General features: G+C 45.0%; 19 protein-coding genes and 2 pseudogenes. 18 read left to right on the plus strand and 3 right to left on the minus strand.

The genetic code is table 11. The features are described from left to right. Positions 1-64: 64 nt before the first annotated feature. Positions 65-232: pseudogene (locus QUA43_RS11095) on the minus strand (Uma2 family endonuclease); the annotation flags it as partial. A gap of 334 nt (positions 233-566) precedes the next feature. Here QUA43_RS11095 and QUA43_RS11100 point away from each other — a divergent pair. The 18 genes and pseudogenes from QUA43_RS11100 (at position 567) to QUA43_RS11185 (ending at position 23,496) form a co-directional block, all read left to right on the plus strand. Continuing rightward, entirely contained in the window at positions 567-2,081 is a 1,515-nt protein-coding gene (locus QUA43_RS11100; RefSeq protein WP_333373838.1) for an efflux RND transporter periplasmic adaptor subunit, read from the plus strand. Positions 2,082-2,154: 73 nt separating this feature from the next. Beyond that, positions 2,155-3,327, plus strand: coding sequence for an ABC transporter permease (locus QUA43_RS11105; protein ID WP_333373840.1), 1,173 nt, complete (start codon positions 2,155-2,157; stop codon positions 3,325-3,327). A gap of 53 nt (positions 3,328-3,380) precedes the next feature. Beyond that, positions 3,381-5,297, plus strand: coding sequence for a TolC family protein (locus QUA43_RS11110; RefSeq protein ID WP_333373842.1), 1,917 nt, complete (start codon positions 3,381-3,383; stop codon positions 5,295-5,297). A 48-nt stretch (positions 5,298-5,345) separates the two neighbouring features. Beyond that, positions 5,346-5,487, plus strand: a pseudogene (locus tag QUA43_RS11115) (ISKra4 family transposase); the annotation flags it as partial. Positions 5,488-5,815: 328 nt separating this feature from the next. Beyond that, entirely contained in the window at positions 5,816-6,145 is a 330-nt protein-coding gene (locus QUA43_RS11120; protein WP_333373845.1) for a hypothetical protein, read from the plus strand. Between the two features lie 32 nt (positions 6,146-6,177). Beyond that, positions 6,178-7,542, plus strand: coding sequence for a DUF4912 domain-containing protein (locus QUA43_RS11125; RefSeq protein ID WP_333373847.1), 1,365 nt, complete (start codon positions 6,178-6,180; stop codon positions 7,540-7,542). Positions 7,543-7,707: 165 nt separating this feature from the next. Continuing rightward, positions 7,708-7,830 (plus strand): hypothetical protein, encoded by a 123-nt coding sequence (locus QUA43_RS11130; RefSeq protein WP_333373848.1) that lies wholly within the window; start codon positions 7,708-7,710, stop codon positions 7,828-7,830. 323 nt (positions 7,831-8,153) lie between these two features. After that, a complete protein-coding gene (locus QUA43_RS11135) occupies positions 8,154-9,470 on the plus strand; it encodes an ABC transporter substrate-binding protein (protein WP_333373849.1) in 1,317 nt (438 codons plus the stop codon). A 175-nt stretch (positions 9,471-9,645) separates the two neighbouring features. After that, positions 9,646-10,554, plus strand: a complete 909-nt coding sequence (locus QUA43_RS11140) for a sugar ABC transporter permease (RefSeq protein WP_333373851.1) — start codon at positions 9,646-9,648, stop codon at positions 10,552-10,554. A 71-nt stretch (positions 10,555-10,625) separates the two neighbouring features. Next, a complete protein-coding gene (locus tag QUA43_RS11145) occupies positions 10,626-11,489 on the plus strand; it encodes a carbohydrate ABC transporter permease (protein ID WP_333373853.1) in 864 nt (287 codons plus the stop codon). 226 nt (positions 11,490-11,715) lie between these two features. Further along, positions 11,716-12,798, plus strand: coding sequence for an ABC transporter ATP-binding protein (locus tag QUA43_RS11150; protein WP_333373855.1), 1,083 nt, complete (start codon positions 11,716-11,718; stop codon positions 12,796-12,798). Between the two features lie 333 nt (positions 12,799-13,131). Next, on the plus strand, positions 13,132-13,482 hold the full coding sequence (locus tag QUA43_RS11155) for a hypothetical protein (RefSeq protein WP_333373856.1): 351 nt from the start codon (positions 13,132-13,134) through the stop codon (positions 13,480-13,482). Between the two features lie 511 nt (positions 13,483-13,993). Beyond that, on the plus strand, positions 13,994-14,269 hold the full coding sequence (locus QUA43_RS11160) for a DUF3574 domain-containing protein (RefSeq protein WP_333373858.1): 276 nt from the start codon (positions 13,994-13,996) through the stop codon (positions 14,267-14,269). 322 nt (positions 14,270-14,591) lie between these two features. Continuing rightward, positions 14,592-14,795 (plus strand): hypothetical protein, encoded by a 204-nt coding sequence (locus tag QUA43_RS11165; RefSeq protein ID WP_333373860.1) that lies wholly within the window; start codon positions 14,592-14,594, stop codon positions 14,793-14,795. Positions 14,796-15,126: 331 nt separating this feature from the next. Beyond that, on the plus strand, positions 15,127-15,639 hold the full coding sequence (locus QUA43_RS11170) for a hypothetical protein (protein WP_333373861.1): 513 nt from the start codon (positions 15,127-15,129) through the stop codon (positions 15,637-15,639). A 268-nt stretch (positions 15,640-15,907) separates the two neighbouring features. Next, the gene (locus tag QUA43_RS11175) at positions 15,908-17,959 is read left to right on the plus strand and encodes an ABC transporter ATP-binding protein (RefSeq protein WP_333373863.1); all 2,052 of its coding nucleotides are present in this window, start codon (positions 15,908-15,910) and stop codon (positions 17,957-17,959) included. A 678-nt stretch (positions 17,960-18,637) separates the two neighbouring features. After that, positions 18,638-21,997 (plus strand): PAS domain S-box protein, encoded by a 3,360-nt coding sequence (locus tag QUA43_RS11180; protein WP_333373865.1) that lies wholly within the window; start codon positions 18,638-18,640, stop codon positions 21,995-21,997. 200 nt (positions 21,998-22,197) lie between these two features. Then, complete coding sequence (locus QUA43_RS11185; RefSeq protein ID WP_333373867.1) at positions 22,198-23,496, plus strand: cytochrome P450; 1,299 nt, start codon at positions 22,198-22,200, stop codon at positions 23,494-23,496. A 111-nt stretch (positions 23,497-23,607) separates the two neighbouring features. Here the strand turns inward: QUA43_RS11185 and QUA43_RS11190 are convergent, their stop codons facing one another. Both QUA43_RS11190 and QUA43_RS11195 read right to left on the minus strand, forming a co-directional pair. After that, on the minus strand, positions 23,608-24,213 hold the full coding sequence (locus tag QUA43_RS11190) for a chorismate lyase (protein WP_333084404.1): 606 nt from the start codon (positions 24,211-24,213) through the stop codon (positions 23,608-23,610). A 98-nt stretch (positions 24,214-24,311) separates the two neighbouring features. Continuing rightward, entirely contained in the window at positions 24,312-24,455 is a 144-nt protein-coding gene (locus tag QUA43_RS11195; RefSeq protein WP_333373868.1) for a hypothetical protein, read from the minus strand. Positions 24,456-24,457 lie beyond the last annotated feature (2 nt).

Here is a 24,457-nt window from a genome sequence, read left to right on the forward strand (position 1 = left end):
TACACAAACGAAGTCTGCCTCCGCAGACTAAGAGATAAATGGGTTATCAAACCTGCATTTAGTATTACTGCCAAACATCTGTTAAATCTAAGACAAATCCCGGTAATACATTTTCCCCTGACAAAGTGCTGGGATTATCTAATATTTCCACATCCTGATTTTGTCTGTATATCTCAACTTTCTGGTTTTTGCGATCGATTAACCATCCCAAACGCGCGCCATTTGCGATGTATAGCGGTTCTCAAGAAAGTGAAATACACGGGCTAGTTCGATGCCCCATGCTTTTAGGCCCGATGCCCAATCCCCAAGAGCACCTCATGTTACTGAGAAAGGCTATATTCCCACATTTTTTATCGCAATGGTTCCAGGTTGTCAGACTTAGAACGCAATACAGATTCAGAAGAAATAGCGACCTTAGAAGGGAAGAGAGAAAGTAGTACGTCAACAGATGCTAGAATATCTCAGCCCCAAAGTTGCCATTTTTTTATCCAAACAGTAACCAAAACGGTTAAAGGGCGATCGCCCACGCTTAACAGTTATTTACAGTTTGTAGGGGGGAGTTGAGAGTGAAATATAAAGAAAAAAATAGTTTCAAAACAGGAGTCAAATGGCTACTGTGGTCGAGTTTTCTCACTCTAGGCATCGGCGGCGGCTTATTTGCCTACGGGTTATATCAAAATCGACCTCCCGAACCCATAGAAGTGCGCTTGATCCCCGTCAAAATTGGCGATATTGAAGATACGATTAATGAAAGCGGCACTCTTGAATTGGCTGGTCAACAAACTCTTACATCTCCCGTTGATGGTACTGTTGATGAAGTGTTAGTAAAAATCGGGCAAAATATCACATCGGGTCAGAACTTAATCACTCTTCGTAACCCCCAAAAACAAACAATTCTCAGCAAGCAAGAGTTGGTGATTCAAAAAGAAAAACTCACTCTAGAAAGCTTACGCCAAAAACTTGTCGCAGCCCAGGAAATTCTCAGTATCGCCCAAGGGAGACTTCAAAATTATAAATCCGGGCCAAATAACGATTTATTAGAAATTAAAAAACAGGAAATTTCCTTAGCAAATAATCGCCAAAGAGTTGTTGACGCTGAGGTAGTTTTGGCTGCTGCTGAGCGGAAACTTACCGAGCAAAAAGCATTATTTGAAAGAGGTTATATTCCGGGAAATGAGGTGCGAGCCCAAGAAGACGAAGTTCGCAATGCTAAAGTCAGTTTACGAAACGCACAGTCTCAAATCAACACCGATCTGCTCGACCTCAAAAGTCGGCAAATTCAGCGACAAGATAAAGAGCAAGAACTTCAGGAACAAGTGATCGCTGCTGAGTCAGGAGTGCGACAAGCTCAGTTAGATGTTGCTACAAATAGCCCCAATCTCCAAAGCTCTCTGCTTGAGTACCGAGAAAAAGAACAGGAACTAAAAAACAATGTGGTGACTGCATCTATTGATGGCAAGGTACTTAATATTCAAGTTAAAAATGGCGACGGAGTGACGCGGGGAACAGAGCTTTTGACATTAGGCGACCCTTCACAAGAACTGGTAAAACTACAGCTTTCTACGCTCAATGCTGCTAAAGTTAGACCCAAGCAGTCCGTCCGTATCAGCATTATTGGCCCCAATCCTAAGCAGTTTTCAGGAAAAGTAGACAGCTTATATATTCTTGCTAAAAGTGGTGATAGTAATGGAAATGACGGCTCTAATCAAGGCAGTCAACCAACCGTTCCTGCAACGGTAAGACTCGATGCTCCAACCCGGACTTTGATTCCAGGGAGTCAAGTCAGTGTGGAGATAATTTTGCAGCAGCGCCAGAAGGTAGTAGTTTTGAATACGGAGGCAATTGTGCGATCGGAGTCTAAGCCTTTTGTGTGGATTCGTGACAGTCAAGGCAAAGCCCAGAAACGGTCAGTTACATTAGGTTTAGAAGGGTTGACTCAGGTAGAAATAACTTCGGGTTTGCGACCAGGTGACAGTGTTGTGATACCCCCTCCTGAACCTTCCTTAAAGCCAGGAACTCCTATTCAGGAAGAAAAAACAACTAACAATAAAGAAAAAACAGAGGGTGACGATCTGGAATAAAAATTAAAGAGTAGGATCAAATTAGCTAATTTTATTAATGTACGAAATATTAATTTTTGATTTTTAATTACTTATGAGCCTTTCTCCTTTAGACCTCCTCCGCCTTACTTGCATTTCCCTAAGTGGCAATCTTTTGCGATCTGCCCTAACTACAGTCGGAGTTTTCATGGGTGTAGCTGCGGTCAGCGCAACGCTGCAAGTAGGCAACATTAGCCGCGCCGTAATTGCTGAACAACTGGCCAAGCGAGAAGCACCTCAACTGGGAATCAGTAAGTGGGATAGCTTGGGTTTGAATTTAGAAGATATGGAATTTTTGCGGCATCGGCTGAAAGGAATTCAGGCGATTAGCGCAGCAAATTGGTTTGGTTATAACGAAAAAGTTATATTTCAGGCTGAAGAAGCGAAAACATATATCTTAGCTGTTTCTGAAGATCATTTATTGACATCGGGGCGGCGATTAATGGAGGGGCGTTTTTTTTCTTCTAAGGATTTTACTAATTATCGACCTGTAGTGGTAATTGATGAAATGCTGGCGACACAACTTTTTAAAGGTGGCACCAAACCCGTAGATCAGCGCATTTATGTTAACAACAGACCTTATATTGTTATCGGCGTGATGGAGAGTAAGCAAGATTCTTTTAGAAAACCCGAAAATGAAATGTGGGTGTCGATGTCACTTTACAAAGCGATAACAGGTAGCCAGACAATTGAGGGAATTTCCGTGCGCCCTTACAATCTTAAAGATATTAAAGGAATGGAAAAGCAGGCAAAAAAACTTTTGAAGCAGCGCTTCCCCAAAGCAGAGGTTCATACTTGGAACAATGTTAAGAAAATTTTGGAGCAGCAGGAAACTCTGGAACTTGCTTCACAGGGACTATTGGCAGTGGGGGTAATTTCGCTATTGGTGGGAGGAGTTGGTATTGCTAATATTACGATCGCTGCAGTGATGGAACGCACCCCAGAAATTGGTTTGAGACGTGCGATCGGGGCTACTCAGAGAGATATAATGTTGCAGTTTATTCTAGAAGCAGTAATTCTGAGTTTAGCGGGGGGAATTGCTGCTATTGTGACGGTACACGGGTTAACGGTGGTGGTAGCGGATGTTTTTAAGTTACCTTATAAATTTGACAGCAACACAGCAGCTTTGGCTCTAGGATCTGCATTAGCGGTGGGTGTAGGAGCTGGATTTTTCCCGGCTCTACGAGCTAGTCAACTCGATCCTGTTAAAGCGCTGCGTCAAGGGTAGTCATCCCGTAGGAAATCGCCATAGCATTACTTGCAGCAATAACTGGAGTTAGCATGACTGAGCAACCGCACGAAGATTATCTCCCAAATAGCGATTCCCCTGCTCGCTACGATATTCCTTGGATATTTCGTTTTAGCCTAGTTATGCTTGCAATCTGTGGGCTATTGGCGATATTTGCTGTTGCTTTTAAGTCTAGTTCAACATTCAAAACTGATGTTAGCTCTCAATCTGCGATCGCGCCCAAAATTCTGCCACTTACCACTGAAAAACATCTCCCACACATCCAAAATCGACCGCAAAATCAGGCGCTCATTAAACCCCCAAATCCGAGAGAAACGCTAACTACAAACCCGAGAATAGTTATTCCTCGATTCCCCGGCAAAAATCCAACACGTAAAATCAAACACTCACCAATTCCAAATTCCCAATCCCCAATTACCAATTCCCAAGTATTAACAACTTCGACTACTCAAAAAAAACCTGTTCAACCAGAATTAATAGTAATTTCTGAAGCTCCACCAAATCCAGCAATAACAGCAGAACCCATACCTGACAATAGCCAAAATTCAACTATTCAACAGCAATCTATAGCGGATGAATTAGGGGTTGAACTGACACTACCGGAAGTTGTATTTTTAGGCTTAGAAAACAACAGAGATATCAAAAATCAATACCTCGAACGCATCGTCCAAAAACAAGATTTAGCCGTAGCAGAAGGCTTATTTGTCCCTAGTTTTACACCGAAACTGTCCGTGTCATCAGTTCGTTTGAGGAATGGGGGAAGAGTCGCCACTACTGGCGAAGTCGATTTATCGGCCCAGGTGAGTGTCAAAATTCCCACAGGAGGGAATATAAGTTTTGTTTGGAGTAGTAAACAAGGACAAGATGCGAATGGTTTTGGCATTAATAGTGAAGGTTCTTTAAGTCAAAATCTAACGTTAAATTTTACCCAACCTCTGTTAAGGGGAGCTGGATTTGCTGTCAATAGAGCACCACTTGAGATTGCTCGCCTGAGTGAAAAAAGAAATATTCTGAGTTTGAAATCGAGGCTAATTGAGACAATTACTGAAGTAATTTTAACCTATCGAGAGTTGATTAAGGCTCAGGAACAAGTTAAAATTTCACAAAATTCCCTGGAAATTGCCCGTCAAGAATTGGAGACTAATCAGGTTTTGATTGAGGCAGGAAGGCTAGCAAAAGTTGATATCTTTACAAGTGAAAAAGCTGTGGCCGATCAGGAAGTGACAGTATTAGCTAGTGAGGAGCAACTGAAGAAGGCAAGATTAGCACTGCTGCAAGTTCTAGACCTCGATCGCAATCTTAGTATAACAGCAAGAGAAGCTGCTGCTGTACAGACTTACCCTCTGGATTTCTATAAGATTCTACCATTAGCTCTGTCAAATAGTCCTGATTATTTACAAGTACAGCTCGACCGGGAAATCGCTAAATATAAATTGCTCGTAGCGGAAAATAATCGAAAATGGAAATTGGATCTAAATGCAAGTATTAATAATTATAATAATGCTACTAATCTTTCCGACAGCAGCTCGGATTTGAGAGCAGGACTGGTTTTGACTCGCGAATTTGGAAACAGAGAAATTGAGCGAGATTTTCAGAATAGTCGTGTTAAGCTATTACAATCGGAGAATATTTTAAAGGAGTCCAATCAAAAGCTGGAAGTTGAGGTCAGAAATGCAATTCGAGATATAAATTTGAATCTTAAGCAAGTAGAACTAGCTCAAAGGTCAAGGGAGTTAGCGCAAAAACAATTAGAAATAGAGCAAGACAAAAGAAGATTGGGAGTGGGAAGTTCTCGGAGTATCGATATTGTGACTTTTCAGAAGGATTTAATACAGGCTAGAAATGCAGAACTTAATGCGAGGATTGCCTATTTTAATGCTTTGACAAATCTTGATAAAATAATAGGTACTACTTTGGAGACTTGGCAGGTGAGGATTGAAAATGAATAATGATGTTAGTTAGTTGTTATCGGATTAAATGAGACTTCTCAGTAATTCCAACCAGCCTCCATCGGCTCGGGATCGGTAGAATCAGCCGTCAAACAGATAGGTACAAGGCTAAAAATTTCATTCTTCACAGTGGAAATCTGAAAGTGTTTCTCAAATGTTACAACTGCGTTGTGCCTACTTGAATAGTTAATTTGCAGTCTAATATTTTTGCAAAATCGGGATGCTCCCGCGAAGCCTTCTTGTGAGAAGGATTATATAGAAAGTCTTTCACTTTGTCATATTCGCAAAGACATATCCATTCTAAACGATCGCCCCCGCCCTCCAAACCCATCAAAAGCCCCCCTCTCCCAATTTGTCATCAAATCCTGACATTTGCTGCAACACCGATCCCCCAAAATCTCCAAATGTCAAGATTCCCTGACAAAGTGATCCCCAAAATCCCGAAAATGCGTATAAGTACCCATAATTGAGGGAAAAGACCCCTTGACCCGATCGCAACTTGTCTGCAACATTAAGTCATGACAAAGCGATCCCAAAGAAATGCTTCGATTAAGCAGCCCTGGGAGTCGAATAGCGCGTGTGCTGCCAGCACAGCGTTGCTAGCAGCACCGATCGCACTCACAAAATCGATCTTGTCAATCAAGAATCGACAGATAAAGCTTTATTTAGATCGAACGGTGCGCGCAGAAGCCAATAAGTCCAAACCCTCGATCGCATGGGGGAAAAGACAAGCTAAAAACAAGCAAGGCTTCAAAGGTTGGAGAGATTTGGAAGCTCGATCGTATTTGCATTTAAAAGAGTTTCTAACTCAAAAAGTCAACACATTTGTGTTGAAAGGAAAAATCTAACCCGCCATCCTAAATTAGTGGAGAACCAACTCATGGCAAAAGAACGCCCACCATTAGAAGAGATGACTTTGCGACAACTCCGCAGAGTTGCTAGCGAATGTGGAGTCTCTCGCTACAGCCGGATGCGGAAATCGCAACTCCTGGCATCTATTCAAGAAATTCAGCGCACCAAATTTTCCTACAGCCCATCTCGCAAACTAGAGGCACAAGAAGCAGTGGAAGCAGCAAAGTTTGAACTCGGTCAAGAAGATAGAACAGGCGGTTCTTTGTCGTCTGTAGATGAAGGTTTAGCAGATTTGCCCAACGGCTACGGCGAAAGCCGGGTGGTTTTAATGCCCCGCGACCCAGAATGGGCCTACACTTACTGGGACATTCCCAACGATCGCAAAGAAGAATTGCGTCGCCAAGGAGGACAGCAACTCGCCCTGCGGATCTACGACGTTACAGATGTTAACCTCGACATTCAAAGCCCGCACAGCATTCAAGAATATCCCTGCGACGAACTAGCGCGGGAATGGTACGTGCCAATCCCCGTGAGCGATCGGGATTACGCGATCGACATCGGCTACCGCTGTGCAGATGGCCGCTGGCTGGTATTAGCTCGATCGGCCGAAGTCCGCGTTCCTCCCGTCTATCCCAGCGACTGGATTGAAGATCAATTCATCACCCTCGACTGGGAAGAAGACTTGCAAGGCAAAACCTTCGCCGAACTGGTTCCTCCGGCCAAGAAAATGGCACAAGCAGCCAATGGCTTCGGTTACAGCACCGAAAACGCTATCTACGAACAAATCTTCGGCATGGCAGAATCTGCCGAATCCCTGCGGGTAGCCGGTTCTATTTTCGGTTCCATGCAGCACGTCGCCGGTTCCGTCCAGCAAGTCGGCATCCACGAACAAGCTCTCAGTTCCTACGTGTTCCCCTCCGGCGTCGGAATGTGGGCGGCTCCCACCATGTCCGGTCTCACCGCGTCGGGTGTAGGTATGTCCGGCCTCACCGCGTCGGGTGTCGGTATGTCGGGTCTCACCATGTCGGGTGTCGGTATGTCCGGCCTCACGATGTCCGGTTTCGGTATGTCCGGTGTTGGTATGTCGGGAGTTGGCTTCGCCGCCCCGATGCGCCCCCGCCAGTTCTGGTTAGTTGCTGATGCCGAACTGATCGTTTACGGCGCCACCGAACCCGACGCTACCGTCTACGTAGGCGGACAGCCGATTAAACTCAATGCTGATGGCACTTTCCGCTTCCAGATGTCCTTCCAAGACGGCTTAATCGACTATCCGATTTTTGCAGTAGCAGCAGACGGCGAACAAAACCGCGCCATCCACTTGAAATTCAACCGCGAAACCCCAGAACGGCGCACCAATACCAAGCAGGATGCTGTTGTGGAATGGTTGGGCTAATCGCAAAGGTCGAAAGGTCGATCGGGCGATCGTGCAGGTTTGTGCCAATTTTTTAACCATCACAAGGCATAGCCTCAGCCGATCGTGATTTGTTAAGGTTAATCCCAGACAACAACCCATAACACCCCCTATACACCGTTCTCCTATTTTGAGGAGCGGTGTTTTTTGTATTTAGAAGGAAGAAGTTCGGCAGCGGATTCTGTAACGGATGTAACGGATGTAACGGATGTAAAGGATACAAGGAAGAAGGAAGAAGGAAGAAGGAAGAAGGAAGAATTATTTATTTAAATGTTCTCAATAGACTTGAATTGCATAAATCTTTGATAGAAGGATCAACCGCAGATTACAGGCAGATAAACACAAATCAACGCAGATAATCTCAAGATAGTTGATGATTTTTGTAATAGGTTTAATATCTATCTGTAGATAGATGTTGATTTAACTCGCCATCTAATCAGTTAAATCAAAATTTGCACTCTTCACTCAAGCATTATTAAGTAAGCTAAAGTTTACTTAAATTTTTATTGCACAAACTGGCTAAATCCAGCGAAACAAAAGAAAGCGAGTTATGAGAGAAATAAGGCGATCGCACTGCCATTTCTCAAAAGCAAATGCAAAAAATAAATTCCCCGCAGCCACGAAGCCAGAAGCGTCCCCGTCTTTTAGCCTTATTCGCTGTCACATTAGCCGCCGTCTTGCTTTTATTTATTCTGCCGGCACTGACTCAACAGCCAGTCGTGCTCACCATGTTAATGCAAGGTCAAGACCTTGTTAACTGGAAACCCTTTGTCAAAGAATTTGAACAGAAAAACCCCAAGATTCGCATCAACCTTATAGAAGGGCCTTTCGACAGCAACCTCATAGAAAATCTTTACACATCTGCCTTTCTTTTAGGCGACTCGCCCTACGACATCATCAACATGGATATTGTCTGGGTTCCCAAATTTGCAGCCGCAGGTTGGGTAAGCGATTTGACAGACAGAATTTCCCCCGAACAACTATCAAAATTCATCCCAGGTAACGTCGAAGGCGGGCGGTATCGAGGCAAACTTTACCGAATTCCCCACGCTTCCGATGCCGGAATGCTTTATTACCGCAAAGACATTTTAGAACAAGCGAAAATTCCAGCCCCGAAAACCTTTGAAGAGATGGTAAAAATCTCTCAAAACTTGCAGAAACAGGGAAAGGCAACTTGGGGTTATCTTTGGCAAGGCAAACAATACGAGGGAGTATCTGCGATGTTTGTCGAGGTACTCTCCGGTTTTGGCGGCTTCTGGGCAAACCCTCAAACTTTTGAAGTTGGGTTAGATAAACCCGAGGCAATTAAAGCAGTGGAATTTCTCAAAAATACGATCGCCTCTGGCATTTCTCCTCCGGGTGTCACCACCTACGGCGAAGAAGAAACCCGGCTGTTGTTTCAAAACGGTAAAGCGCTATTTTTGCGAAACTGGCCGTATGTTTGGAAGCTGGCAAATGCCGAAGGATCGAATGTTAGAGGTAAAATTGCGATCGAGCCAATGCTCAGCAGTACGGGTAAAACAGGCGGTTCCTGCTTGGGCGGCTGGGGCTGGGGAATTGCCAAAACCTCAAAACATCCAGAACAAGCGTGGAAAGCAATTCAGTATCTTACCAGCGAGGAAACCCAGCGCAAATTTATTATACAAACCGGTTTAGTTCCCAGTTACAAATCCCTATTTACCAACAAAGAAATAGTCGCTAAATATCCCCACTACCCGCAACTGCTAAAAGTAGTGGAACGGTCAGCTTTGCGCCCGCCCCTGGCACAATACGCTCAAGCTTCTGATATTTTGCAGCGTTATTTGAGCTCAGCTTTTACCGGGAGAATGAGTGCAGAACAAGCAATGAAAGCAGCAGCTAGCGAAACTCGTAATTTATTAGGCAGTTTGAAACAACCCCAAGCTTCTTGAACAGTTGACAGTTGACAGTTGACAGTTGACAGCCGTAGGGTGCGTCGCCATTCAAAATCCATCAATAAAAATCGATAATCGAGCGAGCGACGCACCCTACGAATAATGTTTTAACAGTTGTGAGAATTGGCCTTACTACGAACCATAAATGAGGGATAAATTAGGGCTAAAAAATATGCAATTAGACAAGATGCGACAGCACGAACAAAAAACCGGATGGATATTAGTAGCACCAGCTTTGATAATTCTGATGCTAGTATTTGCTTACCCAATATTGCGCGCTTTTTGGCTGAGTTTATTCACTCAAAACCTCGGTACTGAATTAAAACTGGTTTTTTCCGGTTTTGCTAACTACAGTCGAATGTTAGGCGACGGGCGTTTCTGGCAAACTTTAGGCAACACCACAGTATTTACTGTCGCCTCTGTTGTGCTGGAATTAATTCTCGGTATGGGCATTGCCTTAGTCTTAAATCAATCCTTCGCAGGGCGCGGCATTGTTCGCACAATTTCCCTGCTACCTTGGGCGCTGCCCACTGCATTGATGGGAGTAGCTTGGGCGTGGATTTTTAACGACCAATACGGCGTAATTAACGACATTTTGAGGCGATTAGGATTGATTCAAAATAGCATTAGCTGGCTGGGAGATCCGACTTTGGCAATGATGGCAGTGATTACAGCAGATGTGTGGAAAACTACGCCCTTTGTCAGCTTGCTTTTGCTAGCAGGATTGCAGTCAATTCCCGGTGATTTATACGAAGCACACGCGATTGACGGCGCGAGTAGCTGGCAGAGTTTCCGTCAAGTTACCCTGCCCCTGCTGATGCCCCAAATTGTGATTGCTTTGCTGTTTCGATTTGCCCAATCTTTCGGCATTTTTGACTTGATTCAGGTGATGACGGGAGGGGGGCCGGCGGGGGCAACGGAGACGGTTTCTATCTACATTTACAGCACGGTGATGAGGTATTTAGACTTTGGATACGGGGCGGCTTTGGTGGTGTGTACTTTTTTGATGTTAGTGGCAGCAGTTGCGATCGCCGCTTATTTGTTATCGAGAGCCCGCACCAATGCAGCCGGAGGAAACTAAGACGATTTTAGATTGGGGATTTGGGATTTGAGATAACCCACAGTTGCACATTTATTTGATTGGTATAAATTATGTCGATCGCCCGCGAACAACCTAGCAAAAAAACCTTTGATATCCGGCAATTAATCTTGCCAATCTCGGCGATATTAATCGTCGCATATTTTCTCGCACCCATTATCTGGCAAGTGCTAACTTCTTTCAAAGTAAATGCGGATATTTCAGCGATTCCAAACGTCTACATTCCCAAACGAATTACTTTCGAGCATTACCTGTCGCTGTTCCAGCGCCGCCCGTTTGCACTTTACATTTTAAATAGCGCTTTTGTTTCCATTACTTCAACATTGCTGTGTTTAGCAGTAGGCGCTCCCGCAGCTTACGCTTTAGCCAGATTGCGGCTGTGGGGCGAGAGAATCATCCTGGCAACTGTGACGATTGTGACGCTATTTCCGGCGGTGCTGCTATTTTTGGGACTGCTGGAAATTGTCAAAGCTTTGAATTTAGGCAATAATTATTTAGCATTAATTATTCCTTATACTGCGATCAATTTGCCGCTGACAATTTTGGTGATGCGGAGTTTCTTTCAACAGTTGCCAAAAGATTTGGAAGATGCGGCGAAAGTTGACGGATACAACACTTTCCAAATGCTGTGGCAAATCGTACTACCGATGACATTTCCAGCTTTAGTCACAACGGGAATTTTGACATTTATTTCAGCTTGGAACGAGTTTATATTTGCACTAACATTTATGACTCGCGAATCTCTAAAAACTATTCCCGTCGCCACAGCTCAACTCAGCGGCACGTCTGTCTTTGAAATTCCTTACGGGCCGATCGCCGCAGCTACCGTTTTAGGAACTTTGCCCTTGGTTTTGCTGGTTTTGGTGTTCCAGCGGCGCATCGTTCAGGGTTTAACTGCCGGGGCTGTAAAAGGATAAATCGATTTTAGAACTCGTTCCTAGGCTCTGCCTGGGAACCGATATCTAGAGGCTCTGCCTCGCTTTTTAAACAGGAAAGTTGGAGGCAGAGCCTCCGGATCTGCGTTACCAGGCTCTGCCTGGTAACGAGTAAACAGTCAAAACAAGCAACAGAAGATTAATCCGTGTATCCGTGTTTATCCGTGTCGTGCTGTTCTTACCAATTTCCAATTACCCATTAAAAATCATGGCAAAATTGCAACTCAAAAACCTCAATAAAACCTACAGCCCTAAAGTTGTTCCCGTAAAAGACATTAGTTTGGATGTTAGCGAAGGGGAATTTCTGACTTTGTTGGGGCCGTCGGGGTGTGGCAAATCTACGACGCTGCGGTTAATTGCAGGGTTGGAACAGCCAACTAGAGGCGAGATTAGAATTGGCGATCGCGATGTCACTTATCTCAGACCGGGCGATCGCGATATTGCAATGGTTTTTCAAAGTTACGCGCTGTATCCGCACATGACAGTATACGAGAATATGGCATCGAGCCTCAAACTTCGCAAAATTTCCTCCAGCGAAATCAATCGGTTAGTGACAGAAGTTGCAACATCCCTCGGATTGACGGAATTAATCGATCGCAAACCAGGAAAACTATCAGGCGGACAGCGGCAGCGAGTGGCCCTCGGCCGCGCATTAGTGCGCCAACCTGAAGTATTTTTGCTCGACGAACCTTTGAGCAATCTCGACGCATTATTACGGGAAAAAGTTAGGGCCGAACTCAAACAATTATTTTCCTCCCAAAAAGCTCCCGTAGTGTACGTCACTCACGACCAAACCGAAGCAATGACGCTTTCTACAAAAGTCGCCGTTCTCAACAGCGGCAGCGTGCAGCAGCTAGACCCGCCACACTTAATTTATACTCGTCCGGCAAATCAGTTTGTAGCGGGTTTTGTGGGCAGCCCGCAAATGAATTTGCTCGTGCTTAAATGCCAGGGAAATTTTGCTAAGTTGGGGGATTTTGGAGTTCCACTCCCAAATATACCGACTGTGCCGCCAGAAATTGTGTTAGGAATTCGCCCGGAACACGTCGGCTTTGCAGATGCAGAGGCCGGCAAGATGCCGGCCCCAGAGGCAATTAAAGGTGAGGTTTATTTAGTAGAAAACTTGGGAATGCAAAATTTAGTTAGCGTCCGAGTTAAAGGTGTGGAGTCAGTAACGGTGCGGGCTTTGCTGCCAAATGACCGCCACTGGAATTCCGAAATTGTAGAGCTGGTTTTTCCGCCTCAGTTGCTGCACTGGTTTGACGTGAAAACGGGCGATCGCTTGCAATAATAATTTGCCCTGCAGAGCATGATTGATTAAAAATTGTCTAACCATGTGTATAAAAATATGTTTTTTGCTTCTAACTAAGTTATGACTTTAGTTAGAGGTAGAACTATTTGGCTGCTGTTAACGTGATATTCATGTGTGAAAAAGCTAATTGGCTGACACATAGGTTGCGTGTTTACCAAATTTTATCGCTAACCTATAACTCTATTTAGGTGGTTAATCGGAAGTTAAAGCTAAGTTGGCTTTACCTCGCATTAGCTGCTAATTTTGGAGCGAGTCAATTAGATGAAAAAATGTTGAAAATTATCACCAATCAACTTAGGGAGTATTACTGAGATGAATTTGATTTCCACCACCATTGCTCGCATCAGTTCCCTGCTTAAGGGCTTTCAAATTAAGAGTTTTTTGAGTGTTGTCCTAGTCGGTTTTCTGGTGCTGACAACCACTGTTGATTCGGGACGCACTAACAAAGGTTTTGGCACGCAAGCCAGCTCCAAGTCTGAGCTCAACAATCCTGAAAGACCCCAAACAACCCGGGAATGGAGGCAAGAAGCTCGCGAAACCTCAGACTCTCCGGGCGAACGAGCTCAGAAGATTGGACAAGAAGCAGGAGCAGCCGTGAAAGAATTCGGGGATATGTACAAAGACACTGCTAACAGAAGTATCCGCGAATTAAAGGATAACTAGCTCCAACTAAAAAAATATAACACTGAGAAACATGATTGCTTTCGGGGCGCAGCCAAGAGTGCTCGCCCTTCCGGGTTTCTCAACACCTGAAAAGTTTGACGTTTAAATAGGTGGAGCTACTTAATAGGACAGACGCAATCAAGTAGGCGAGCATAAATAAACTAGGACAGACGCTCATCAACCCGGTTTCTCTGATGAAACTGGGTTTTTGACTTGGAAGCGCTTTATGTTAAATCAAATCCATTCTGACTTAGCTAGCCTCTGGAATGCGACTTCGAGGTCAAACTACGCAAACTTTCGTCTCTTTCCCTTTAGACTAATAAATAAGTGGTAAAGCGCTTAGGTTGCACCTCACATCTTGCACCATTCTCAGGAACAGGCTTTTCGGCCTGTTCCACAAAGAGTGAATTTTCTTGTGGAACAGGCCGAAAAGCCTGTTCATACAAAGCTTATTGAGAATGGTGCAACATCTCAGTTGCACCCTACATATAGAAGTTGCACGTAATTTTTGATGAATCAAGATCTTAACAGTCTTTGCTTGACTGGCCTGCTGTTCATCCTGCCTGTTTGTCCGGCGACAATTGCCCGCGCTCAACTTCCCCAAAGTGCAGATACTAACGTCAACCAAACAAATCTCTTCAAAGATGAACGGTATTTTGGCTTAACTAAACCGGGAGGTGAGACAACTTCTGCATCAGAATCGCAGGAGTTTGTCAAGGCAGTTATTACCCCTCGCTTTCGGGAATGGCTAACCGTATTAGACGGCTCCGGGCAGTTTCTAAACTGATCGGGAGTTCTGATTAGATAAAACTCTAAAATAGTTATTTTAATTTATGAAAGTAGCCAGAAAAAATTAAGCTATTAATGAAGTTATCGAACCTTACAAGCGCACTGTCCAGCAAGAGTCAGTGTTGCGGGCAACCAGCGAAGTTAAGGTTTTTTTCTGATGTGGTCATCCAATCACCGTATTTATGATATTATTCGTGGTAATCAAGGTCATATCCTCAAAGATAAGTAGGGTGCGGGTGCAAGAAAAATCATAATTTGTGGGTATCGATCGCACACTGCAAAAAATCGCTAGAAAAACCTGCCCGGGAGAAAACAAAAACATGATAAACAACGGCAACCAAAAAGCTGAAGCGCATGAAAGCGAGGATACACAAAATTTGTCCGGCATGGCGAAAGCTTTTCTTGTGAGCGTGGCTTGGTCTTACGCAGAGGCATTGGAGCGCATGAAACGATCGCAAAATCCACAGGAACCCGCGCCGGAATCTCCGACAGAAGAAGTCGAACCCGATCCGGAAAAAAATTAATGAAAGACTATTAATGCGATCGATTTGCCAAACTATCTGGGGGTGCGATCGAACGCCATAGTCAATTAGCTGTTTTGAGTTAAAAACAATCAACTCAGAACAGCGAACTGTGCAGCTTAAGCCGGATTTGTATTGGATTTTACAAGAAAAAAAACTGAAAGCCCCGTGACCCTTCAACAAGCTCAGGAAAACCTTTAGTCCGGGGATGACAACTGCGTTGCAGGTTTGAACCTCAACCTATATCTATCCCTAAAAGGGATTTAAACTAAACTAATGTACGGTTTTACCGCTACAGTGTACAAAACAAATAACCAATTTTTAGATCGGTCTCATGTCTAATTCAAAAATGATTGGTAAAGCGATCGCAGGTAGCCTTTGCTTGGGCATCCTCATTAGCTTCAACGCCTCAGTCGGCACAGCATCCGCAGCAACACCAACAATTGCCCAAGAAACAGCAGCCCCTGCCGCTAGCAACCTCGACCAGCAACTCCTAGGCCAATGGCAAGGCACAGTCCCCTCCGGTCAGTCTTTCACCTTCGTCTTTGCCCCAGAAGGCAAATTGTTTCTCATGGCTAAAGGCCCCGACGGAGCCGCCCGCGCCAAAGAAATGAGGTACAAAGTTAATCAGGGTGAAAAACCGATGCACATTGATGTCGGCCTCAGCAGCACAGAAACTGTTGAGACTGTTTTTGAGTTGACTCCCGAAGGTCAAATGCGCCTTCAGTTGCAAGGCACCAATCCCGGACAGGCCAGACCTAATTCCTTAAACGAGCAGGCAACTGTGTTTAAAAAGGTCTCCGAGGCCACTGCACTGCCTGCTGACACTCAAGTCATCGGTTTTTGAGGAAAATTACTCGCAGGCAGAAGGCACTTATCGCAATTGTCAATTGAGTGAGGTACTGATTGGGATTTTCGATTTTCGATTGGGGAATTGGTAAGAAAGCCGATGAGTACCTCACCTGATTGAGAGCCGCTATAACTAACTCTGAGTTTTCAGATTGCCACGCTTCGCGAGGAACGAAGCAATCTTAAAACTTTCCCCCTGCCTTCTGCCTTCCACAGGCCCTGCTACAATCCACTTAATCTCCCTTTAATTTTTGCCATAGACTTCCATGAGTGAAACCGTCCTAGAAGTTCGCAACCTGCGGGTTCAATTTCAATCTGCGGACGCAGGCGATGCGTCTGCAACTGTCAAAGCGGTTGACGGCATTTCGTTTGAGGTCAAGCGAGGGCAAACTCTGGGCATCGTGGGAGAGTCGGGATCGGGAAAATCGGTAACATCCCTCGCGGTTATGGGTTTGCTGTCGAGTTCGTCAACGAAAATCGATGGCGAAATTTGGTTTTATTCGACAAAAGACGGCGCTAGCAATGGGCCTGTGAATCTGCTGGAAATGCCGGATAGGGAAAAACAAACATACCGGGGCAGCCAGATTGCGACGATTTTTCAAGAGCCGATGAGTTCGCTAAATCCCGTTTATACGATCGGATTTCAACTCACAGAAGCCATTTGTTTGCACCAACAGGTGTCGCAGACAGAAGCGCGGCGCCAAGCTGCTTCTCTGCTGCAAGAAGTGAAGCTGCTACCGGCCGACGATGAGATCAGGCAGCGGTGTTTGGCTTTGCGGCAAGAGCATTCTCGGACTGCTGCGGGGAATCAAGCATTGATGGAGGACGATCGCGATTTGATGCAGCTCGTCAACGGCCAAAAACAAGCTATGCTCGATCGCTACCCCCACGAACTCTCAGGCGGTCAAATCCAGCGCGTGATGATTGCAATGGCCATTTCTTGCAATCCAACTCTATTAATTGCTGATGAACCGACAACGGCTTTGGACGTAACCGTGCAGGCAACAATCTTAGCTTTGCTGCGGGAGTTGCGGGACTCTAGAGGCATGGCAATGATTTTTATTACCCACGATTTGGGCGTCATTGCTGAAATTGGCGATACGGTGGCGGTGATGTACCGGGGCAAGATTGTTGAGTGCGGTGCGATCGAACAAATTTTCAGCAATCCCCAACATCCTTACACAAAAGGTTTATTAGCTTGCCGCCCAACTCTCGATCGGCAACTGCGCCGCTTGCCGACAGTTTCCGATTTTATGGATGTCACCACAAATGCTAGCGGGGAATTAGTAATTGTCGAGAAAAATGCCGATTTAGACGGCGACAGCAGCGGGGGAAATCCCGCTTTTGCAACAGGAAAACCGCCTCGGCTGCCGCACATCTCCGGCCCTTTGCTAGCTGTTAATAACTTGCGCGTCGGTTTTCCGGTGCAGGGGATGTTTGGCGAAACTCAACGCTTGTTTATGGCGGTAAACGATATTTCTTTTGAGGTTTATCCGGGCGAGACTTTGGGTTTGGTGGGCGAGTCTGGCTGCGGCAAATCAACTTTGGCGAGAGCTTTGCTGCAATTAATTCCGATCGCCAGCGGTAAAGTGTTTTTTGAAGGTCAAGAAATTACGCCTCCTGCGAAAAGTAGTTCGGCATCGCAGTGGATGGCTAATTATCGGATGAAAAAAGAGTACGATCGCAAATTGCGGTGGCTGCGACGCGATCTGCAAATTATTTTTCAAGATCCTTTTAGTTCTCTCGATCCGCGCCTAAATGTTGGGGATGCGGTGATGGAACCGATGGTAATTCACCGCTTTGGTAAGAACCAGAAAGAACAGCGCGATCGCGCGGCTTATTTGTTGGAGAGAGTGGGTTTAAATCCCGATTTTATGCGGCGCTACCCTCACGAGTTTTCGGGCGGACAGCGGCAGCGAATTTGTATTGCTAGAGCTTTGGCTTTGAATCCTAAGTTTATTATTTGCGATGAGTCGGTTTCGGCATTAGATGTGTCGGTGCAGGCGCAAGTTTTAAATTTGCTGAAGGAGTTGCAAACAGAGTTGGGACTGACTTATATTTTTATTTCTCACGATTTGAGCGTAGTCAAGTTTATGAGCGATCGCGCGATCGTCATGAACAAAGGTAAAATCGAGGAAATTGGCACTGCCGAGCGCATTTACCGCCAACCGCAGCAAGCTTACACGCGACAACTTATAGCTTCTATTCCTGCTGGGAATTTGGAGCGAATTCGGCAGCAGCAATTAGGGAGATCCGCTGCCGTGTCTCAATTAGCACAGGAGCCAGGATCTCCTGCCGATGACTCGAAACACCATTGATTTCTAGGCTTCTGCCTTTTTGCAAACATTGATAACTAGCTTGCTCTTGCAGTATTTGTGACAAGTCCTAGGAATATTTTTTTAAAATTACCTTAACAAATCGGCAGGTATTCTTCACTTGTAATTTATAATTTTTGGTAACACCAAATCTACTTCGCCCTCAAGGATTTGAGGACTACTGTTATATTAGGCCAAATGTCTAATGCCAAACAGAAACAGCTAGTGCAACATTAGATATAAATCCCTCTAGGTCTGTCTGGTTGGGAAAAAATACGCACCAGCTAAGAAGAGATTACTCGCTAACTCCGTAAATACACTTAAATCTCTAGAACTTTTGCCGATATCTACCCAAAATTAACAACCATAGATGTCGCAAACAAGTCAAAGTTTACACTGTTTAAATAAACATATTAATTCTTATTTGACAGAAGTAAATAGGGATTATCTTAGTTTTGTAACCAAGCTAGAAATTGGCGTTTTGAGGCAGGAGACAGGAGGCAGGAGACAGGAGGAGACAGGAAGAACGAAGGAGCCAGAAGAAGTATTTTTACAAATATGAGATGCTGCCAGTAAATATATAGTTCACAGCCACAAAAAATGAAATATTCAGTTCAAATGCCCGCATTATTCCCAATAAAAAAGTGGTTAAATTCGCTCCACATATTATGGATATACATCATGTTATTCTTAAGTATAGCACAGCAGCAAACAGCCCGCAGCCAGCCTAAAATAAAATTCAATATATCTAAAATATTGCCGATTATTTTATTTTTATGTTTGATATGCCTGCTGTTTTTATTCAACTGGTTATGGGTAGTAAGTAACGGCTATGATTTATACGGTATCGAGCTAGAAGTTGCTATTTTCGGAGTAGCAAATATTGTCTTTTTAGCGGTATCGGCGCGCTCAAACGCCTCTGCTGTCGCAGCCCAAAACGATCGCCCATCCAGCGAACCCAACGGGGGCGATCGCTTTTTTAGCCTCTCGCCAGATATGCTGTGCGTCATTGGTTTTGATGGTTATTTCAAACGCATCAACCCAGCAGCAGAAAAAATCCTCGGCTATTCCGAAGCCGAAATGGTTGGCCAACTCTTCATTGAATTCGTGCATCCAGACGATCGCGAAGCTACTTTAAAAGAAGCTGAAAGTATTGCTGCGGGGAATAATACCGTTGGGTTTCCAAACCGCTGGCGCTGTCAAAACGGTTCTTACAAGTGGATAGCCTGGACAGTTAGCCCTTTCTGCGAGGAAGAATTGATGTATGGTATAGGCCGCGACATTACCGCTCAAAAACAAGCAGAAGCAGCGCTGCAAGAGAGCCAGCGTTTTGTTGAGCGAATTGCCAATACCAGTCCGAATCTTCTCTTTGTTTACGACGAAAGCGAGCAGCGAAATGTCTACAGCAACCGCGAAATCACTGACACCCTTGGCTATACGAGTGCAGAAGTTGAAAAAATGGGCAGAAATCTACTGCCCACCATCATCCACCCTGACGACTTAGCTAAATTTCCCGGATATTTTCAGCAATTAGAAAATGCTCCCGACGGCGAAGTTATTGAGTACGAATATCGGGTACGCGATAGACAGAATTGTTGGCACTGGTTAGTCAGCCGGAATATTGTATTTAGCAGAACAGAGGACGGAAAAATTAAGCAGCGTCTCGGTGCTGCTACGGACATTACAGAGCGCAAAATAGCAGAACAAGCTTTAGCAGAACAATTGAAACTTTCTGTATTCACAGCAGATGTGGGAATTGCTTTAACTCAAAACCAGACTTTGCTTGCAACTTTGCAATATTGCGCCGATGCAGTTGTGCGCCATTTGGATGTTGCCTTTGCTCGGATTTGGACGTTGAATGAAGAGGGCAATGTATTGCAACTGCAAGCAAGCGCGGGGATATATACTCATATTGACGGCGCTCACAGCCGCATTGCTGTCGGTGAGTTAAAGATTGGTTTAATCGCCCTGGAGCGACAACCTCACATCACTAATTCTGTGAAAGAAGATCCCCGCATCAAGGACAAAGAATGGGCGGCGCGTGAAGGAATGGTGGCTTTTGCTGGATATCCGCTAATTGTTGACAATCAGTTGCTGGGAGTAATCGCGATGTTTGCTCGTCAGGAGTTGAACGAATCAACGCTGATTGCTTTGGCGTCAAGTGCCGATACAATCGCCCTGGGAATTAAGCGCAAACAAACAGAAGAAGCTCTCGCCAGACAACAGCAAACTTTGAGGGCAATTATTGACAACGCTCCGATCTGGGTATGGCTGACAAATGCTAGCGGGCGGATGTTATTAATTAACAAAACTTTCTGCGAAGATGTGGCTATACCTGAATCAAGATTTTTAGCAGCATCTCACTATTCCGAAGTTTTGGGATTAGAAGCATCTGCTACGTGCATGGAATCTGACGCGCAAGCGTGGAGCCAAGATATTCCCTGTTATGCTCAAGAAGCGATGCAGCTTGCTGATGGTAAAAAACATTATTTAGAGACAATTAAAACTAAGGTCAAAGATGATTTTGGAAACACGATCGGCTTAATAGGTTTGGGCTTGGACGTTACAAAACAAAAAGAATCTCAAAGACAGTTGCAAAAGTCGGAAGCGAGATTCCGCAAATTAGCGGAGCAGGAAGCGCTAATGAACCAGCTAGCTAGCAATATCCGCGAATCTCTAGATTTAGATACTATTTTGGCAACAACTGTGCAGCAGATTCGCGACTTGCTGCAAGTCGATCGCTGTGTGTTTATCTGGTATTTGCCCGACGCTTCGCCACCTGCTTGGGATGTCGTCCACGAAGCTAAAAATGATGACTTGTTCTCGCTTTTGGGTTATTACCCTGCTGACATAACGGGTACGCTGCCGCAAAAAATCGCTAATTTGGAAGTTTATCAAATAGATGATGTTGCAACTTTCAGCAATCCAGTAGAAAGGGAATTCTTTTTGCAAGTTGGTTACAAGTCTGTCTTGGATTTGCCGATTAAAAGTGCCGGGGGTTTAACTGGTGTTGTTAGCTGCATTTCTTGCAGCGAGGTGCGTAAGTGGACAAAAGAGGAAGTGGAGTTAATGGAGGCAATTGGCGCTCAATTGGGCATCGCCATCAGTCAATCTGAACTTTACACTAAAAGCGTCGATTCAGCTCGGATAGCGCAAGAACAAGCTGCCAAACTCGAAGTAACTCTGTGCGAACTCCAGCAAGCTCAAACTCAACTCGTGCAGGCAGAAAAAATGTCTAGTCTCGGTCAGATGGTAGCAGGAATTGCCCACGAAATCAATAACCCGGTCACATTTATTTTCGGCAATCTTACCTACACAGAAGAGTACACCACAAACCTAATGAAACTGCTGCAAATGTATCGAGATGAATACCCGGAACCTTCTCCAGCTCTTCAGGAAGAAATAGAGGTGTTAGAGTTAGATTTCTTGCTAGATGACTTGCCGAAAATGTTGTCTTCTATGCAGGTGGGAGCAACTCGCATCCGCGATATCGTGAGGAGTTTGCGGAATTTCTCTCGCCTCGATGAATCAGACATGAAAAAGGTTAACATTCACGAAGGCCTCGACAGCACATTGATGATTTTAGAACACCGTCTGAAACTTCAGCCCGTTAGCGTAGCGGGTACGGAGTACGATCGCCCAGCAATTCAAATCATTAAAGAATACGGACAATTGCCACTGGTGGAGTGCTACGCCGGACTGTTGAATCAGGTGTTTATGAATATTATCGCTAACGCTATTGACGTTTTACAAGAACCGCTGGAAAATCCGGGAATTATCCGCATTAGTACAGAGGTAGAAGGTAGCCTCGCTGTGATTAGAATTGCTGATAACGGTGCAGGTATCACAGATCAAGTCAAGCAGCGAATATTTGACCCCTTCTATACTACAAAACCGATCGGTTCAGGAACAGGGATGGGTTTAGCGATTTCCCATTCAATTATTGTCGAAAAACATAAAGGTGAAATTAAGTGTTTCTCGGTAGTGGGGAAAGGCACTGAATTTATAATCGAGATTCCGATTAAAAGCACAGAAAATTAAATTGTTTTTCGGCAAAAATACTAAGGTGCATCAGTTGAAAAAACCAGATTTTTTTGTACTGACCTCAAGACTGAGGCACCCGACAGACTACCAACAGAAAAAAGTTATTTGACCAGAAATTGGTCTGGTGCGTATTGCCCACCCTCCAACTAAAATTGATATGATACTAAAAATCTAAAATCTAAAATCTAAAATCTAAAATGGCATTACCTCCCGGCAGTTTCGGTTTACCCCTAATTGGCGATACCCTCAACTTTTTGCAAGATTCCCAATTTGCCAAAAAACGCCACCAGCAGTACGGGCCGATTTTCAAAACCAGCATTTTCGGACAGCCTACCGTGTTTGTGTGTGGCCAAGAGGCTAATTTGTTTGTTTTAAGCAATGAAAACCAATATTTTGTTGTGACTTGGCCTCCCAGTACGAAAGCGCTTTTAGGGCCGCTTTCCTTGGCGTTGCAAACTGGTGTTAACCACCAAAATCGCCGCAAGTTGCTGTACCAAGCATTTGGGCCGCGAGCTTTAGCCGGCTACATCGGCGCGATGGAAGATATCACTCAGCGCTATTTGGAAAAATGGGCAAAAATGGAAACGCTGACTTGGTATCCCGAACTGAGAAATTATACTTTTGATGTTGCGGGTAAGTTGTTAGTAGGGATTGATAATGGTTCGGAAACGGCGCTAGGACATTATTTTGAAACTTGGTGCAATGGTTTATTTTCGATTCCTTTAGATGTGCCTTGGAGTCAGTTTGGCAAGGCGAAAAAGTGCCGAAAGCTGCTGTTGGGCGAACTTGAAAAGATTATTCGCGATCGCCAGCAAGGAACCCCTAGCGGCAATGATGCTTTGAGTTTGCTGATTTCGGCCCGCGATGAAGAGGGAAATAGTTTGAGTTTGGAGGAGTTAAAAGATCAAGTGCTGTTGCTGCTGTTTGCGGGACACGAAACTTTAACTTCGGCGATCGCCTCTTTTTGCCTTCTCCTGGCTCAAAATCCCGATGTGATGGCAAAAGTACGGGCCGAACAGCAGCAGTTCCCCGCAACTGAACCGCTAACCTTGGAAGAACTCAAACAAATGACTTATTTAGAGCAGGTTATGCGAGAAGTGCTGCGGTTGGTTCCGCCAGTGGGAGGCGGTTTTCGGCAGGTAATTAATGATTGCGAGTTCGGCGGCTACGAAATTCCCAAGGGTTGGATGGTACTTTATCAAATCAATCAGACGCATCAGGATACCGCAGTTTATCCCGAGCCCGATCGCTTCGATCCCGATCGATTTAACTCCGAGCGATCGGCAAAACCGTTCAGTTACGTGCCATTTGGTGGCGGTTTGCGAGAATGTTTGGGCAAAGAATTTGCCAGGTTAGAAATGAAGTTGTTTGCGGCAAAGATTGTTCGGGAGTTTGAATGGGAGCTTTTACCGGATCAAGATTTGAATTTAATCCGAGTACCGACTCCCCATCCCCGCGATGGTTTGCGAGTAAAATTTCGGCGAAACTATTCTTAAGAACAGGCTTTCCGGCCTGTTCCACAAGAGATGAATTTTATTGGGGAGAGTAGGGGTTGGGCTTCTAGCCCGCCCTGAAAGCCTGATTGATAATAGTGCAAGATCTCAGCTTCAATCAACATCCAATTGCATCGACCCCAAATACTTAGTTAAATAAGGAGAAAAAACCTCATAAATCAGAGTCAATGGCTTCCCGTGATGCCAAAACAAATAGTGCCGCCCCCAAAAAGGCCCCGACTCTTCAAACGCTGATTCCAAAGCAGCCGAATTACCGCAATAAATGCCCTGCACATCGCGATACAATTCTGTCCGCAGTCTCGCTAAACTAGCCCAAATTGGCAAAGATTTATTTTGTAAATATTCGTCTACGTGGCTCGCTTCCCACCAAGAAGTCGCATAGGCTAAACGCTGTCCAGAAGCAGTTCGCAGCCACACTTGGCGGCGCAGCCGCGGCCCCGGAACTGCGACAATTTGCTGGGGCGCGCCGTCTGCGTCTTCACCAACTAAAGACATATCGATCACATCTACTTCTGTGGGTTCCCCTGTCAGCAGTTGCAGGTGACGGGTGGGGGAACCGTCGCCCAGGAGCAGTATTTGCCACGCCGGTGCGAGCTTGGTGTGGGGTAAACCCTTCTGTACTGCGTCTTCTGCTCCTTGCCACAGGGGGTTGAGAGCGTGCCAGGTGCGGCTGTTTTTGGGTGTGAATGTTGCAGTCAAGGGTCTTTACAAAACTTAATTTTTTGCTTATTATAACGTTTCTTCAATCTAAAATCAAAAATCGATCGACCCATGACGATCGCCCATAGGATGACCGGTTAAATAGTTATAATACTTCTGTTCGGGATTTTTATTCTTCCTTCTTCCTTCCTTCTTCCTTCCTTCTTCCTTCTTCCTTCTTCCTTCCTTCTTCCTTCTTCCTTCTTCCTTCTTCCTTCTTCCTTCTTCCTTCTTCCTTCCACTA

Origin of the sequence: Microcoleus sp. N9_B4 (assembly GCF_036701635.1) — a bacterium.
Taxonomy (GTDB): domain Bacteria; phylum Cyanobacteriota; class Cyanobacteriia; order Cyanobacteriales; family Microcoleaceae; genus Microcoleus.